This window comes from Providencia sneebia DSM 19967 (genome assembly GCF_000314895.2).
GTDB lineage: Bacteria > Pseudomonadota > Gammaproteobacteria > Enterobacterales > Enterobacteriaceae > Providencia > Providencia sneebia.
Genome location: NZ_CM001773.1, coordinates 1,573,428 through 1,588,816, shown reverse-complemented (window position 1 = coordinate 1,588,816; position 15,389 = coordinate 1,573,428). Strand labels below are relative to the sequence as shown.

The following is a 15,389-nucleotide window of genomic DNA, read 5'->3' as shown; positions in this document are numbered from 1 at the left end:
CAATGGATGAAGCACAACAATGGATTAGTCATTATCTACCCCATTTAAAATTAAATGTATTAGGTATTGAAACAGTTAATACACTTTATATGACATTTTTATCTGGGATCCTCTCTGGAATATTAGGTATTTTTTTAGGTGTTTTTTTATTTTTAACAGCGAAAGATGGCGAAAAAGAAAATCTACCCGTTTATCGGATACTTTCATTTATCGTTAATATTTTTCGAGCAGTTCCTTTTATTATTTTAATTATATTATTATTCCCATTTACCAAATGGTTAATAGGAACCATTTTAGGCGTTAATGCTGCAATACCTGCATTAGTTATCTCTGCAAGTGCATTCTATGCTCGGCTAGTTGAGCTGGCATTGAGGGAAGTTGATAAAGGCGTTATTGAGGCTAGCCAATCTATGGGCTCCAAATTATCCACTTTAATTTTTAGAGTATTGATCCCGGAATCATCGCCAGCATTAATATCGGGCTTAACTGTGACTTTAATTTCTTTAGTGGGTGGAACAGCAATTGCAGGTGCTATAGGTGCGGGCGGCTTAGGAAACTTAGCCTATTTAGAAGGTTTTCAACGCAGCCATATGGATGTCGTTTGGGTAGCAACATTAGTTATTTTAGCTATTGTTTTATGTATTCAAGTTTTAGGCGACACACTCGTTCGTTGGATTGATAAACGTTAATTTATTTTAGTTACTTATCTTGCAGCAATAAAAAAATCATTTCCTTTTGCTTAAGAGCATAAGGGGTGTATTAAGATTAAATAGGATATATCACCATGGCACTTACAAATTTAAAACAGTTAGGTTCATTGCTTTTTGTTAGTTTGGCATTAGTTGCTTGTAAACCTAACCAAGAAGACAATAAAAATACATTGATTATTGGTGCATCAAGTACACCACATGCTGAAATTTTAGAATTTGTTAAACCACAATTAGCCAAAGAAGGTGTTAATTTAGATATCCGTATCTTTAATGATTATATTATTCCAAACCAAGCATTAGCAGAAAAAGAATTAGATGCAAACTTTTTCCAACATGTGCCTTATTTAAATAAAACACTGGCGGATCATCCAGACTGGAAATTAACTTCTGCCGGTGCTGTACATATGCACCCTTACCGCTTCTTCTCGCAAAAATATAAAAGCTTGCAAGATTTGCCAAATGGCGCAAAAGTGATGAGTAGCAATAATATTGCACAGCATGGGCATATTTTAAAACTGTATCAAGATGAAGGATTGATTAAGCTGCGTAGTGATATTGACCCTGATGATGCAACTATCGATGATATTGTTGAGAATCCACGTAACCTGCAATTTTTATTTACTTATGATGCACCATTAATGCCACAAATTTATAAAAATGGCGAAGCTGATGTTGCTTCAATTGATGGTCACTTTGCTGTTAATGCAGGCTTAGACTTAACAAAAGATGTGATCTTCACAGAACCGGCGGCGAATAGTAAATTTGCAAATGTGGTCGTAGTTCGTGAAGATAACAAAGATGATCCGCGAATTGCTAAATTAATGGCGGCATTAAAATCACCAGAAGCCAAACAATTTATTCTCGATAATTATCATGGTGAAGCAGTTCCTGTTCCATAATAAATATCTAATTAATTGAATTACCACAAAACCAGAGCCATCAACTCGCCCGAAAAACATCAAAACTATGTGATTCGGGCGACTACGTACATCTCACTATTCCATCATATTAAATTTGATGCACATTTTATTTAACAAATATTTTAACTATATGCATCAATAATCACTGTACATATTTTCTATTTACCTTAGGATCTAAGCCGACTATTGTTTTTAAATCATCCTAAGAGTGATATTTCATGGAACATGAACACGAAACAAAACGCCCTTTGTACATCCCTTATGCAGGCCCTATTCTGCTCGAATTTCCTTTATTGAATAAAGGGAGTGCGTTTAGCGAAGAAGAACGTGCTAATTTCAACTTATATGGTTTACTTCCAGAACAAGTTGAAACAATTGAAGAGCAAGTGGAGCGTGCTTACCGCCAGTTAGTCGATTTTAAAACGGATATCGACAAACACATTTATTTAAGAAATATCCAAGACACCAATGAAACCCTGTTTTATCGCCTAATCGATGCTCACCTTACAGAAGTCATGCCGCTCATTTATACGCCAACTGTTGGTGAGGCTTGTGAGCATTTCTCTGATATCTATCGCCGTGCTCGTGGTTTATTCATCTCTTATCCAAATCGTGAATATATTGATGATATGCTACAAAACGCCACTAAACAAAATGTAAAAGTCATTGTTGTTACTGATGGCGAACGTATTCTTGGACTTGGCGACCAAGGGATCGGTGGTATGGGCATTCCAATCGGGAAACTATCTTTATATACCGCTTGTGGTGGTATCAGCCCAGCTTATACCCTACCCGTTGTCATTGATGTAGGGACAAATAACCCGCAGCGCCTTAACGACCCACTTTACATGGGCTGGCGCCATCCGCGTATTACGGGTGAAGAATATGATCAATTTATTGATGAATTTATTCAAGCCGTAAAACGCCGTTGGCCAAATGTTCTATTGCAATTTGAAGACTTTGCACAAAAAAATGCAATGCCTTTACTGAATCGTTATCGTGATGAGCTGTGCTGTTTTAATGATGATATTCAAGGTACAGCCGCAGTTACCTTGGGAAGCTTAATTGCAGCAAGCCATGCAGCTGGCAGCAAACTAAGCGACCAACGCGTCACATTCTTAGGCGCGGGTTCAGCAGGTTGCGGTATCGCTGAACAAATTATCGCGCAAATGAAATCTGAAGGTCTAAGTGATGAACAAGCGCGTTCACGCATTTATATGGTAGACCGTTTTGGGCTATTAACGGATAAGTTGCCTAACTTACTTGATTTCCAAAGCAAGTTAACGCAAAGCAGCGATAACCTAAGCAGCTGGGATGTGAATAGTGATTCTATTTCACTATTAGATGTTGTCCGCAATGCAAAACCGACTGTTTTAATTGGTGTTTCAGGTCAAGCAGGCCTTTTCACTGAAGAAATCATTCGAGAAATGCATAAACATTGTGAACGCCCAATTGTGATGCCACTTTCTAACCCAACATCACGCGTTGAAGCCCGTCCTGAAGATATTATTAACTGGACTGATGGTAAAGCGCTTGTTGCAACAGGTAGCCCATTTAGCCCAGTTTCCTATAAAGAGAATGTTTTCCAAATTGCTCAATGCAATAACTCATACATTTTCCCAGGTATTGGTTTAGGTGTGATTGCTTCAGGTGCCAAACGTGTGACTGAAGCCATGTTAATGACCGCCAGCCGTGCTTTGGCAGAATGCTCTCCATTAGCTAAAGATGGTGAAGGCCCGTTATTACCCTTATTATCGGATATTCAAGAAGTTTCTCGTTATATTGCTAAGCAAGTTGCTAAAGAAGCCCAAGTGCAAGGTGTTGCCACTGTAACATCTGACAGTGCGCTTGATGAAGCGATTGAGCGTAATTTCTGGAAACCAGAATATCGGACTTATAAAAGAACTTCTTTCTAATATTAACAACAGAAATTCTTTAGAAGGCATCACAGCAGTTGGTGCCTTTATTTTTTCCTTTTATCCTCGCTATCCTAAAATTACGCCAATTTCCGACTAAGATGTTGTTTGCAGTATGTAAATTATATTGTAGTATTCCGATTAATTTTTCATGCAGGCCGCAAAGATGACCGATCAACCAAGCGCTCATGTTCCTTCTCCACCAAAGAAAACACCATTATTTTCTTTCAAAGCCATCATGCTGACCTCAGGTTTAGTATTATTAAATATTGTCATCTATTTCTATCAACTTCATTTTGCTTCACCTCTAGATTCCCGTGAAAATAATTTATTGCTATTTGGCGCAAATGTTTATCAATTATCATTAACAGGTGATTGGTGGCGCTATCCTATTAGTATGCTATTACATTCAAATGGTGTTCATCTTGCATTTAATAGTTTAGCGCTATTTGTCATCGGTATTGAATGTGAACGTAATTACGGCAAATCTAAATTGTTAGCAATTTATTTTATTTCAGGAATAGGAGCAGCATTATTTAGTGCCTATTGGCAATATTATGAAGATATCAATGATCCGACACTCACTGATAATATGGTTTATATTACGGTCGGAGTAGGTGCTTCAGGGGCAATTATGGGGCTTGCGGCTGCTTCTGTTATCTATTTATATCAAGCAATTAGAGTTCCTAATATTAATCCAACCATTCATGCACAACAAAAACGACTACTTTATAATATTCTCGGAATGATTGTATTAACGCTAATTAGTGGTTTGCAAGCAGGTGTTGATAATGCTGCCCATATTGGCGGAGCAAGTATTGGCGCCTTAATCAGTCTTGGCTATATTTTTATCCCTGTAAAAACACGCCAACAAAAACTCATCACTGGTTTATTTGTCACAATTGCAGCCATCGGTTTACTTCTATTCGCTATTGACCATTTTTCTTTTTCTCTCGATAGCAAATTGCTCGATGAACGGGAATTTATTTATCAAGAAATAAATAATGAAATGATGGAATTACGTAAGTAAAAACCACAATCATGGCGCTATATACCAAAAAGCGTTTACTTATGATCATCTTTTCGAATCTAAATCAACCATATTAATTACTATAAAATAGTCATAAATTGCCATGTATCGTGAGGAGATGTTGACAAGAATTTACGTTACCCGGCTTGCTTCACCAAAACAAGTCAAGTAGCCTTATCATACGACTTTTAATATTCAAGGCTAGGACAATGGGGAAGCGGCTGCTATATGGTCTGATAATTATCTTAGGGATAGGATTAGCAACCATTATTTTACTTGATCGCTGGATAGCGTGGGCAACTGCACCTTACATTTATGAAAATGTTGAAGATTTACCTGCCCGTGAAGTTGGCATGGTATTAGGGACAGCAAAATACTATACCTCAGGCACCATTAATCTCTATTACAGTAATCGAATTAAAGGTGCCGCGGATGCTTATTTAAGTGGCAAAGTAAAATATCTATTACTCAGCGGTGATAATGGCGCTCATAGCTATAATGAACCCATTACAATGCGTAAAGATTTAATTAAAGCGGGTGTTCCGGCTTCAAAAATAGTGCTTGATTTTGCGGGTTTCAGAACGCTTGATTCTGTTGTGCGCACACGCAAAGTTTTCGATACTGATAATTTTACAATTATTACTCAGCGCTTCCACTGTGAAAGAGCATTATTTATTGCTCAACATAGAGGCATAGATGCGCAATGTTTAGCCGTTCCTGCGCCTAGTGATATGTTTAAAGTTAGAATTCGTGAAGTTTTTGCTCGGCTTGGTGCTCTTGCGGATTTGTATATATTAAATCGCGAACCTAAATTTTTAGGGGAGCAAGAATCAATCCCTGCACCAATAAAAATGCCTAAGGGAATCAAAGGGTATCCAGCAGTTTCCCCTGATGAAGTCAGTAAATTATTTTAAATAATTAACATGAGGTATGGCATTTAGGATATGCCTCACTATTTTTGCCACATTAAATTTAATCTTTCAGTGAATATTCGCCAACAAAACTCTACAGGGCCTTGTTTAAAAAATCTCAACCAACTATAAGAAAATAATAAATTAACGACCCAAATTGGAATAATAAACCCTAATAGTTCCAGTCTGGAAAATTGGTAAAAATAACCGAAATGATAAAAAATAGTTGTACAAATCAAGGTTTGCAATAAATAATTACTCAGTGCCATCCGCCCTACACAACTCACCATTTTAGCTAAAAGAGTTAATTTAATACTGCCCCAAAAACCATAAATTAATGCGATATAACCAAAAGACTGAAGTGGTATCACTAATTCATTAATAATATAGCCAACAATTGATGTAGCAAAAAAACTCCAATTAAATAAGCTCTGTGTATATAAAGACAATAATTGAATTAAAAGCGCGGGAAAAATCAAAATAATAGCAGTACGGCGATAATGCTGTTGGCTAAATTGACCTGCTAACCAACCATTTTTCAGTAATAGCGCACCAAAAATCATCAAACCAAGTAATTGCCAACCATATTGAATGACAAGCATTTCAACCATATTGAGCATGGATTGTGCACGATATATTAGGCTAATGCTACCACCAGATGTTTTTTGCAATACTTCCGATGCTATTTGTTCTTCTGAAACAATCCAAAAGTTAGTGGGGTCAATTTGGCTACCTAGAATAAATAAAATAACTAGCCCAATAAGATAAATAGAGCAGGCAATTTTTAAAAGCGATTTATCATTTTGTTGATGAAATAATAATAGCGCGATCCCGCCAGTTAATGCATATGCAAGCAGAATATCACCATCCCAAAAAACAATTCCATGAACTAAACCTAAAATGGCCAAAAGGAATAAACGACAGAGATTCCATCTCAATCCTTTGCGATGTAATAGCACCAAAGTAGCACCAAACAAAATGGAAAAAATGGCGAGAAATTTCCCTTGAACAAATAGGTTAAAACTAACCCAAATATAAATATCTGATGCGCTAGCCTCTCCCATATAAGTGGGATTCATATAAGCAGTTTGAGGCAAAGCAAAGGCAAAGATATTCATTAATAGAATACCTAAGATTGCAATGCCTCGAGTTGCATCAAGCCTATCAATACGCCCAGTGAATTCAGGCGAAGATGCTGCTAGCATTGCAAATTACTGATGGCGCACAGCACGCAAAAATTCCTGACGAGTATTCTGGCTAGACTTAAATAACCCGCCTAATGATGTGGTTGTTGTCGCACTTGTTGCATCACGGATACCACGTGCTTTCACGCAATAATGAACTGCATCAATAGATACAGCAACATTCATAGTTCCCAGTAATGTTTGTAATGCCACTAGAATTTGCTGAGTGAGCCGTTCTTGCACCTGAGGGCGCTGGGAGAAAAACTGTACAATGCGGTTGATTTTAGACAAACCAATGACCTTATCTTTTGGAATATAAGCCACAGTTGCTTTACCATCAATAGTTACAAAGTGGTGTTCACAGGTGCTAGTTAATGTAATATCACGTACCGTGACCATTTCATCAACACTCATTTTATTTTCAATCAGTGTGATTTTAGGGAAATTGGCATAATCAAGGCCTGAGAAAATTTCATCAACATACATTTTGGCAATGCGCTTTGGCGTATCAGCCAAACTGTCATCAGTAAGGTCTAAATTCAATAATTTCATGACCTCTGTCATATGCTCTTCAATCAGTTGCTTGCGCTCATTATCTAATTTAGGTTGAATACGCAAAGGGGTTTCAAGCCCTCTAGCTTCCAAAGCAGCGTGAACTAATTCGGCTTCTTTACTCAGAGATGACATCAGATTCTCCACAAATGGTAGATATTCAAAAATAATTCAAATTGCTTATCAAAGTGCTTACATAAATAATTAACTGCAATTTGAACCATAAAGAATATCAGAATTTTATAAAATGCAGGTGTGTCCTGTACTCTAAAACAGCATGTTGACATAATCCAGCATTACATTAATTAACTTCAATACATTCTCCCATTAATGCATTCACCCATTGCACTATCTCTGACATAATAAACAACATTACAATTGGTAATATTCAATAGTGAGGGATAATAATGGACGCATGTCACACCGCTGGATTGATTTCACTTGAACAAGCTTTAGAAAAACTGCTTTCTAATAAACAAGTCATGACGGGGACGGAAAGCATTCCATTGACTGAATCTACTCAACGTATTACCGCTACCGATATTATATCCCCGATAAATGTACCACCTTTCGATAATTCTGCGATGGATGGTTACGGTTTATGTTTCGCTGATTGGGATGGTAAAACACCCATGCCTGTGGCAGGAAAGTCATTTGCTGGGCAACCAATGCAAGGGGAACTTCCTCGCGGTACTTGTGTCCGTATTATGACTGGAGCCCCTATTCCTCAAGGTGTTGACACTGTCATAATGCAGGAGGATACACAAGAAACTGAACAAGGCATTATGTTTACCCGCCCAATTAAACAAGGAAGCAATATCCGCAAAGCTGGGGAAGATATTGCGCAAGGAAGTTGTGTTTTAGCGAAAGGAACGCTTCTATCAACGGCTCAATTACCACTTTTGGCTTCTTTAGGTATTGCAACCGTTGAAGTATATCGCCGTCTTAAAGTGGCTATTTTTTCAACTGGAGATGAGTTGCAAGCTGTTGGCACGCCACTTAAAGCGGGTCAAATTTATGACACAAACCGTTTTACCGTCAGTTTAATGCTAGAAAAATTAAATTGCGAGATCCTTGATTTTGGCACTATTCCCGATTCGCCAGAAAAACTAAAGCAAACATTCATTGAAGCCGATCAACAAGCAGACTTAGTCATTAGCAGCGGTGGTGTTTCTGTTGGCGAAGCGGATTATACAAAACAAATTCTTGATGAATTGGGTGAGATTGGCTTTTGGAAGTTGGCTATCAAACCGGGTAAACCTTTTGCTTTTGGTAAATTAAATTCAGCATGGTTCTGTGGTTTACCGGGTAATCCTGTTTCTGCTGCACTGACATTTTATCAACTCGTTCAGCCATTAATCGCTCGCCTTAATGGTCATAGCCAATGGCAAGCACCAATAAGATTTAAAGTCCCCGTGATCACACCATTGAAAAAAAGCCCCGGCCGCCTTGATTTCCAACGTGGAATTTTAAGTGCCAATGAAAATGGTGAATTACACGTTGCCACTACAGGGCAACAAGGTTCACATGTTTTCAGTTCATTTAGCCTTGCTAACTGCTTTATTGTTCTTGAACGGGAACGTGGGCATGTTGCTGCGGGAGAATGGGTTGATGTTGAAATGTTCAACGGCTTACTAAAAAGTGAATAATGATTGTGCAAGAACTGAGTAATGAAGAAATGCTGCGCTATAACCGGCAAATTATCTTGCGCGGCTTTGATTTCGATGGGCAAGAAAAACTAAAGGCCAGCAAAGTGCTGATCATTGGTCTTGGCGGGCTTGGCTGTGCTGCAACACAGTATCTTGCCGCAGCAGGCGTCGGTTACTTAACACTGGTTGATTTTGATACTGTTTCATTATCAAACTTACAGCGGCAAATTTTGCACCGAGATAATACCATCGGGCAGCCAAAGGTCGATTCAGCAAAAAACCAGCTGGTTTCTATCAATCCGCATATTCATATTGATACCGTCAATGCTCAGCTTGATGATGAACAGTTAAATCAACTGATTATTAACCATCACGTTATTTTAGATTGTACGGATAATGTGGCGATTAGAGAACAACTTAACCGACTGTGCTTTCAACATAAAAAGCCGTTAGTTTCTGGCGCCGCTATTCGGATGGAAGGACAGCTATCTGTCTTTACTTATGAAGAAAATACAGCTTGCTACCATTGTTTAAGCCGATTATTTGGTGACAATAATCTCACCTGTGTTGAAGCTGGTGTAATGGCGCCTTTAGTCGGCACTATTGGCACATTAGAAGCCATGGAAGCAATTAAGTTACTCACACAATACGGCAAAGTGAATACAGGCAAAGTTCTCTTTTTTGATGCAATGACAATGGAATTTCGCCAATTCAAATTAGCAAAAGACCCGCATTGCGAAGTCTGCTCTTCACAATAGTTTATTCATTAAGGCGATGATAAAACCATCGCCTTAATTAAGAATATTCTTAAATTTAAAATTATTTTTGCTTTCACCTTATACTATGCCCTTTCGTAATGATCCGCGCATGTCGCAATTATCATTTCATATTTTTTGATAAGTTACTGAGAGTATTAATATGCAACTCCCTCCTTGCCCTAAATGTCATTCTGAATATACCTATACTGATAATGATATGTATATCTGCCCTGAATGTGCGTATGAATGGAATGATGCTGAACCTGTTGAAGAGTCAGATGAATTAATCGTTAAAGATGCAAATGGTAATCTCTTAGCTGATGGCGATACTGTTACTGTCATTAAAGACCTGAAAGTAAAAGGTAGTTCATCAATGTTGAAAATCGGAACTCGCGTAAAAGGGATCCGTTTAGTTGAAGGTGATCATAACATTGATTGTAAAATCGATGGTTTCGGTCAAATGAAACTGAAATCTGAGTTTGTTAAAAAGAACTAATTATTCTTAGCAACAAGCAAAAAGACCTAGCTTTGGCTAGGTCTGAGGTTGTTGACAAAGCGGGATAAAAGCGTGGTTTTTCCCGCTTTGTGTTATCAGTCGAAAATCAATGTATTGATTTTCCTTGCTTATTTTCAAAACCTATATGACTTGCCGCCAAACATAATATGTTTGTCAGCAGTCTGAGACCTAGCTATAGCTAGGTCTTAATATTGTATAAAATTTATGTTTAGTTACTCAACTACGCCCTGACTTGTCAGGTATTCATCATAAGTTCCTTTGAAATCAACCACACTGTTTTCTTTGATTTCTAAAACACGGCTAGCAAGTGAACTGACAAATTCGCGGTCATGAGAAACAAAAATCAAAGTACCTTGATACATTTCTAATGCAAGGTTTAATGATTCAATAGATTCCATATCCAAGTGGTTCGTTGGCTCATCCATAATTAAGATATTAGGCTGTTGCATCATCAACTTACCAAATAACATGCGACCTTGTTCACCACCAGATAAGACAGACACTTTTTTCTTGATATCATCTTGAGAGAATAATAAGCGACCTAAAATACTCCGTACCGCTTGTTCATCATCATTCTCATTTTTCCATTGGCTCATCCAATCAAAAACAGTAAGGTCAACATCAAACTCTTCGGCATGATCTTGCGCATAATAACCAATCTTACTGTTCTCAGACCATTTCACTGTGCCGCTTTTTAACGGTAATTCACCCACTAATGTTTTCAAGAAAGTGGTTTTACCAATACCGTTAGCACCAATGACTGCCATTTTTTCGCCAACTTCCATCAGCAAATTCAAATTCTTAAACAATACGTTTTGCTCATAACCATTGCTGACAGCTTCAAGTTCCAATGCATTACGGAAAAGTTTTTTCTCTTGTTCAAAACGAATAAATGGGTTCTGGCGGCTAGATGCTTTTACTTCATCAAGCTGAATTTTATCTATTTGACGAGCGCGAGATGTCGCTTGTTTTGATTTAGAAGCATTTGCACTAAAACGACTAACAAAAGATTGAAGTTCTGCAATTTGCGCTTTTTTCTTAGCATTATCAGAAAGAAGGCGTTCTCTTGCTTGAGTCGCTGCAATCATATATTCATCATAATTACCCGTAAATAGACGTAATTCACCATAGTCTAAATCAGCCATATGTGTACAAACGGTATTTAAGAAGTGCCTATCATGGGAAATAATAATCATCGTACAGCTACGATCATTTAAGACTTGTTCAAGCCAACGAATAGTATCAATATCAAGGTTGTTGGTTGGTTCATCAAGTAACAAAATATCTGGGTCAGAAAACAGAGCTTGCGCCAATAGCACACGCAATTTCCAACCAGGCGCAACTTCACTCATTGGGCCATAATGCTGTTCAACAGGGATACCAACACCTAATAATAATTCACCAGCACGCGCTTCAGCGCTATAGCCATCCATTTCACCATAGGCGACTTCAAGATCAGCAACTCGGTATCCATCTTCTTCACTCATTTCAGGCAGTGCATAGATGCGATCGCGTTCTTGTTTTACGTCCCACAGCTCAACATGCCCCATAATGACAGTATCGAGAACACTGTACTCTTCAAAAGCAAATTGATCCTGACGAAGTTTACCAATACGCTCATTTGGATCAGTGGTATTCACATTCCCTGCGGTTGGGGATAAATCACCACCTAAGATCTTCATAAACGTAGATTTACCCGCGCCATTTGCACCGATCAACCCGTAGCGATTTCCTGTACCGAATTTAACTGAAATATTTTCAAACAGTGGCTTGCTGCCAAACTGCATAGTGATATTGTTTGTCTGTAACACTTCTATGCCTTGTAATTAAAGATGCTGAGAATTCCCCAAAAATAGCCGCGCATTATGCCACAATCAATCGATTAGATCTTGTGCTGATTTATCATCATGCCTTTAACCAGATTTTCGTATTGCGATTTAAATTAAATAATTAAGGAACTCACCGATACTTAATTGATGTCGTTATAAACATCGCATGGATAATTATTATGCTCTAATCCCGTTTTCACAATAGCAAGTAGCTTTTGGACAAAATAATAAGCCACTTTTCGCAGCTCGGCCTATTAATTCAGAAGCATAAAACCAATGAGTATCAGTGCCCTCTCCGTCGTAATACATAAGGCCTGCGACATATTGGGATTTAGCACATCCTTGCGCCGCAGATTTGCGAACCCAATTAAATGCCTCTGTAGAATTTTTTTCTTCTGCCATATACCAACTGGCAAGATCAAATTGAGAATCTGCATCACCATTTAGGGCATCTTGGCATAAGGTTAAATTATCTTTTTTCCCAAAAAACACCTTATCTTTAGTATATAAATCGTGACAAAAGTCGGCTAGACAAGTGGAAGAAAATATAAAGAGAAGGAATAAAATATTTTTCATGATTGCCAATGCAAGGAAGATAATCAAACCATTTATAAATGATTTTCTCAATTAAAATAATTCGAGCTTTATCTTTAAATTGTAAACTCGAATTATTTAAATAGATTAATTAATCATAAGTTTTGATTGGAGGAGCAATATAACTTTCAAAACGATCAAATAAAATAGATGGGGATTTTTCAACAATAGCCATATGACGATATTTTTCGTGGAGAAAACCTTCATCTGCCATTTTATTTGTCATATCGATAAGTGGCTGCCAAAAATCATTAATATTAAATAACCCACACGGTTTTTTATGTAACCCAATTTGGCTCCACGTAAAGACTTCACTATATTCTTCAAGTGTTCCGTATCCACCAGGTAATGCCACAAAACCATCCGCCAGCTCGATCATTTTACTTTTACGCTGGTGCATTGTTTCGACTTTATATAATTCAGTTAAGTTTTTATGCGAAATCTCACGCTCTTCTAACAGCGATGGAATAACACCAATAACTTTACCCCCTAAAGATAAAATAGTATCTGCAATTGTTCCCATAATACCAACACTTGCGCCACCATAAACTAAAGTAATATCGCGTTTAACCATTTCTTGAGCGAAGATTATTGCTTCCTGACGATAAATTTCATTCGAACCTAAACTCGAACCACAATAAACCGCTATACTATTAATTTTTCTCATTTTTCCTCATTTTTATGTTACTTTTTTGCTAAAGAATTATACGTTACCTAAAAATAAGCTCAATACAGCTAACCATAGTCTCACCATTTTAAATTATTTCACTTAAAAGGCTCAGAAAAATACTAAATAAAGCATTTGTGCGCTTCAATTCTGTTTTTCATATTAACCTAATAGTATTTATGACATAATCACAAAAATTTCTATATTGTCTAGCGGTTATATGCTGTACATCATAGTTTATTATTTTGTCACTTAATCTGCCCTTAAAAAATAACCAGTGGTTCATTTTCTGGCTAAATCACGTATTTCTGAGGTTTAATTATCCATGTCTGCCGATACTAAAAAGAGTGCCTTTCCGCTATTACCTGTGGTATTGCTATTACTTGCAATGACCTCAATCCAAAGTGGCGCTTCTTTGGCAAAAACCTTATTCCCTGTTATTGGCGCTCCCGGCGTCACTGGATTGCGTTTATTACTTGCTACCATCATTTTATTTGTTATTTTTAAGCCTTGGAGATTAAAATTTAGACGTAATTCTCTGATGCCGCTTCTTGCTTACGGGCTTTCTCTTGGTACCATGAATTATCTGTTTTACCTTGCACTTGAACGGATACCTCTCGGGATTGCTGTCGCATTAGAATTTACAGGCCCACTTGCTGTTGCCATGTTTTCATCTCGCCGCCCAATCGATTTTTTATGGATTGCACTTGTCATTGTTGGTTTGCTTTTTTTATTGCCGATTCATGATGAAGTGAATGCTCTTGACCCTGTTGGTGCCTTATACGCACTTGGTGCTGGGGTTTGTTGGGGGATCTATATTATCTTTGGTCAACGTGCTGGTGCTGGCTATGGTGCTTCAACTGTCGCGGTTGGCTCCTTTATTTCTGCACTAATCTTTTTCCCTATAGGGTTAATGCAAACGGGTGTAGAAGTGATGTTTGATCCCGCTATTTTGCCATTAGCACTTGCTGTCGCCATCTTATCTACAGCCTTCCCTTATACCTTAGAAATGATTGCGTTAACGCGTTTACCTGCCCGTACATTTGGCACATTAATGAGCCTTGAACCTTGCATGGGGGCATTTATTGGTATTATTTTCCTGCAAGAACACTTGTCAATGACGCAATGGTTAGCACTATTATGCATCGTGTGCGCTTCTATAGGTTCAACCTCAACGGCGCGACCTAAGACAAAGATTGAAAAAGTTAAATAACGTTCTGAATAAACAAAATTCGAGTTACATATAAAAGTAAGTTAGATTACATTTATGTAACTTGAATTTATCTTTTATTTATTATTAAATAATAACAAGTTAGATTTATTTACTTATATTTACTAAAATTTTTTATTATTTCATTGAAATATCAATTCACTGCCCTAATATATATAAATTAGGTAGTGAGTTTATAGCTTAGCATTTATCAACTTTACCTATCAGAGTAATAGAACGTGACATTATGACAAACCGAATTTAATTATTTATATTAGTTAACAGAGACGAATTATTAAATAATTAAAATTCATAAGGGGAAGAATTATGAGCACCGCTAAATTAGTGAAAGCACCTAAAGCAGACCTTTTATATACTCGTAATGATGTTGAAGACAGCATTAAATTAAAAGCAATTGATGCATTAAATGAAATGGTTATCCTTTTCACTGACTTATCTCTGATGACCAAACAAGCACACTGGAATATGCGTGGTCGTAACTTTATTGCGGTACACGAAATGCTAGATGGTTTCCGTACTTCAATCGTTGACCACTTAGATGAGTTCGCTGAGCGTGCTGTTCAACTTGGTGGCATTGCACTTGGCACAACTCAGCAAGTCAATAAATTGACTTCACTGAAATCTTATCCTATTGATATTCATGATGTGCAAGACCATTTAAAAGCACTTGCAGACCGTTATGCTGTTGTTGCGAATAAAATTCGTAAAGCAATTGATGAAGTTGAGGATGAAGATACTGCGGATATGTTTACTGCGGCATCACGTGACCTTGATAAATTCCTTTGGTTCTTAGAAGCAAATATTGAGTAATGTCCAAGAGTCAGTTTATATTGACCGACAATAAAGCCATACTGATACGTGGCTAAATAAAAGTGAAGTGGAGTCATAATAATGGCTCCGCTTTGTTTTTATTGAAGTATA

General features: G+C 37.4%; 15 protein-coding genes. 10 read left to right on the top strand and 5 right to left on the bottom strand.

What is annotated here, in order from left to right; genetic code table 11:
- Positions 1–2: 2 nt before the first annotated feature.
- The 5 genes from OO7_RS06350 (at position 3) to sanA (ending at position 5,490) form a co-directional block, all read left to right on the top strand.
- Positions 3–689, top strand: a complete 687-nt coding sequence (locus tag OO7_RS06350) for a methionine ABC transporter permease (RefSeq protein WP_008915130.1) — start codon at positions 3–5, stop codon at positions 687–689.
- Between the two features lie 95 nt (positions 690–784).
- Positions 785–1,609, top strand: a complete 825-nt coding sequence (locus tag OO7_RS06345) for a MetQ/NlpA family ABC transporter substrate-binding protein (protein WP_008915129.1) — start codon at positions 785–787, stop codon at positions 1,607–1,609.
- A 239-nt stretch (positions 1,610–1,848) separates the two neighbouring features.
- Complete coding sequence (locus tag OO7_RS06340; protein ID WP_008915128.1) at positions 1,849–3,546, top strand: NAD-dependent malic enzyme; 1,698 nt, start codon at positions 1,849–1,851, stop codon at positions 3,544–3,546.
- Positions 3,547–3,712: 166 nt separating this feature from the next.
- Positions 3,713–4,576, top strand: a complete 864-nt coding sequence (locus OO7_RS06335) for a rhomboid family intramembrane serine protease (RefSeq protein WP_008915127.1) — start codon at positions 3,713–3,715, stop codon at positions 4,574–4,576.
- A gap of 209 nt (positions 4,577–4,785) precedes the next feature.
- On the top strand, positions 4,786–5,490 hold the full coding sequence (gene sanA / locus OO7_RS06330) for an outer membrane permeability protein SanA (RefSeq protein ID WP_008915126.1): 705 nt from the start codon (positions 4,786–4,788) through the stop codon (positions 5,488–5,490).
- A 38-nt stretch (positions 5,491–5,528) separates the two neighbouring features.
- Here sanA and yeiB read toward each other — a convergent pair whose 3' ends face one another.
- Both yeiB and folE read right to left on the bottom strand, forming a co-directional pair.
- Positions 5,529–6,692, bottom strand: coding sequence for a DUF418 domain-containing protein YeiB (gene yeiB / locus OO7_RS06325; protein ID WP_008915125.1), 1,164 nt, complete (start codon positions 6,690–6,692; stop codon positions 5,529–5,531).
- 6 nt (positions 6,693–6,698) lie between these two features.
- Positions 6,699–7,358, bottom strand: a complete 660-nt coding sequence (gene folE / locus OO7_RS06320) for a GTP cyclohydrolase I FolE (RefSeq protein ID WP_008915124.1) — start codon at positions 7,356–7,358, stop codon at positions 6,699–6,701.
- A gap of 272 nt (positions 7,359–7,630) precedes the next feature.
- On the opposite strand from folE, the gene moeA reads away from it, so the two are divergent.
- The 3 genes from moeA to OO7_RS06305 all read left to right on the top strand — a co-directional run bounded on the left by moeA (position 7,631) and on the right by OO7_RS06305 (position 10,126).
- Positions 7,631–8,872 carry a molybdopterin molybdotransferase MoeA gene (gene moeA, locus OO7_RS06315; protein WP_008915123.1) on the top strand — a complete coding sequence of 414 codons (1,242 nt, stop codon included), beginning with the start codon at positions 7,631–7,633 and terminating at the stop codon, positions 8,870–8,872.
- The gene (gene moeB, locus OO7_RS06310; RefSeq protein ID WP_008915122.1) at positions 8,872–9,630 is read left to right on the top strand and encodes a molybdopterin-synthase adenylyltransferase MoeB; all 759 of its coding nucleotides are present in this window, start codon (positions 8,872–8,874) and stop codon (positions 9,628–9,630) included. The genes moeA and moeB overlap by 1 nt, the downstream gene beginning before the upstream one ends.
- A 160-nt stretch (positions 9,631–9,790) precedes the next feature.
- Positions 9,791–10,126, top strand: coding sequence for a zinc ribbon domain-containing protein YjdM (locus OO7_RS06305; RefSeq protein ID WP_008915121.1), 336 nt, complete (start codon positions 9,791–9,793; stop codon positions 10,124–10,126).
- A 233-nt stretch (positions 10,127–10,359) separates the two neighbouring features.
- Here the strand turns inward: OO7_RS06305 and OO7_RS06300 are convergent, their stop codons facing one another.
- The 3 genes from OO7_RS06300 to OO7_RS06290 all read right to left on the bottom strand — a co-directional run bounded on the left by OO7_RS06300 (position 10,360) and on the right by OO7_RS06290 (position 13,237).
- The gene (locus OO7_RS06300) at positions 10,360–11,958 is read right to left on the bottom strand and encodes an ABC-F family ATPase (protein ID WP_008915120.1); all 1,599 of its coding nucleotides are present in this window, start codon (positions 11,956–11,958) and stop codon (positions 10,360–10,362) included.
- A 195-nt stretch (positions 11,959–12,153) separates the two neighbouring features.
- Positions 12,154–12,552, bottom strand: a complete 399-nt coding sequence (locus OO7_RS06295) for an SEL1-like repeat protein (RefSeq protein WP_156823133.1) — start codon at positions 12,550–12,552, stop codon at positions 12,154–12,156.
- Positions 12,553–12,661: 109 nt separating this feature from the next.
- Positions 12,662–13,237, bottom strand: coding sequence for an LOG family protein (locus OO7_RS06290; RefSeq protein ID WP_008915118.1), 576 nt, complete (start codon positions 13,235–13,237; stop codon positions 12,662–12,664).
- A gap of 325 nt (positions 13,238–13,562) precedes the next feature.
- On the opposite strand from OO7_RS06290, the gene rhtA reads away from it, so the two are divergent.
- Both rhtA and dps read left to right on the top strand, forming a co-directional pair.
- On the top strand, positions 13,563–14,450 hold the full coding sequence (gene rhtA, locus OO7_RS06285; RefSeq protein WP_008915117.1) for a threonine/homoserine exporter RhtA: 888 nt from the start codon (positions 13,563–13,565) through the stop codon (positions 14,448–14,450).
- A gap of 324 nt (positions 14,451–14,774) precedes the next feature.
- Positions 14,775–15,278, top strand: coding sequence for a DNA starvation/stationary phase protection protein Dps (dps, locus tag OO7_RS06280; protein WP_008915116.1), 504 nt, complete (start codon positions 14,775–14,777; stop codon positions 15,276–15,278).
- Positions 15,279–15,389 lie beyond the last annotated feature (111 nt).

Bases quoted from the DNA above. Each gene is read 5' to 3' on its own strand.
- OO7_RS06350 (WP_008915130.1), top strand. From the start codon at position 3: ATGGATGAAGCACAACAATGGATTAGTCATTATCTACCCCATTTAAAA.
- OO7_RS06345 (WP_008915129.1), top strand. From the start codon at position 785: ATGGCACTTACAAATTTAAAACAGTTAGGTTCATTGCTTTTTGTTAGT.
- OO7_RS06340 (WP_008915128.1), top strand. From the start codon at position 1,849: ATGGAACATGAACACGAAACAAAACGCCCTTTGTACATCCCTTATGCA.
- OO7_RS06335 (WP_008915127.1), top strand. From the start codon at position 3,713: ATGACCGATCAACCAAGCGCTCATGTTCCTTCTCCACCAAAGAAAACA.
- sanA (WP_008915126.1), top strand. From the start codon at position 4,786: ATGGGGAAGCGGCTGCTATATGGTCTGATAATTATCTTAGGGATAGGA.
- yeiB (WP_008915125.1), bottom strand. From the start codon at position 6,692: ATGCTAGCAGCATCTTCGCCTGAATTCACTGGGCGTATTGATAGGCTT.
- folE (WP_008915124.1), bottom strand. From the start codon at position 7,358: ATGTCATCTCTGAGTAAAGAAGCCGAATTAGTTCACGCTGCTTTGGAA.
- moeA (WP_008915123.1), top strand. From the start codon at position 7,631: ATGGACGCATGTCACACCGCTGGATTGATTTCACTTGAACAAGCTTTA.
- moeB (WP_008915122.1), top strand. From the start codon at position 8,872: ATGATTGTGCAAGAACTGAGTAATGAAGAAATGCTGCGCTATAACCGG.
- OO7_RS06305 (WP_008915121.1), top strand. From the start codon at position 9,791: ATGCAACTCCCTCCTTGCCCTAAATGTCATTCTGAATATACCTATACT.
- OO7_RS06295 (WP_156823133.1), bottom strand. From the start codon at position 12,552: ATGAAAAATATTTTATTCCTTCTCTTTATATTTTCTTCCACTTGTCTA.
- OO7_RS06290 (WP_008915118.1), bottom strand. From the start codon at position 13,237: ATGAGAAAAATTAATAGTATAGCGGTTTATTGTGGTTCGAGTTTAGGT.
- rhtA (WP_008915117.1), top strand. From the start codon at position 13,563: ATGTCTGCCGATACTAAAAAGAGTGCCTTTCCGCTATTACCTGTGGTA.
- dps (WP_008915116.1), top strand. From the start codon at position 14,775: ATGAGCACCGCTAAATTAGTGAAAGCACCTAAAGCAGACCTTTTATAT.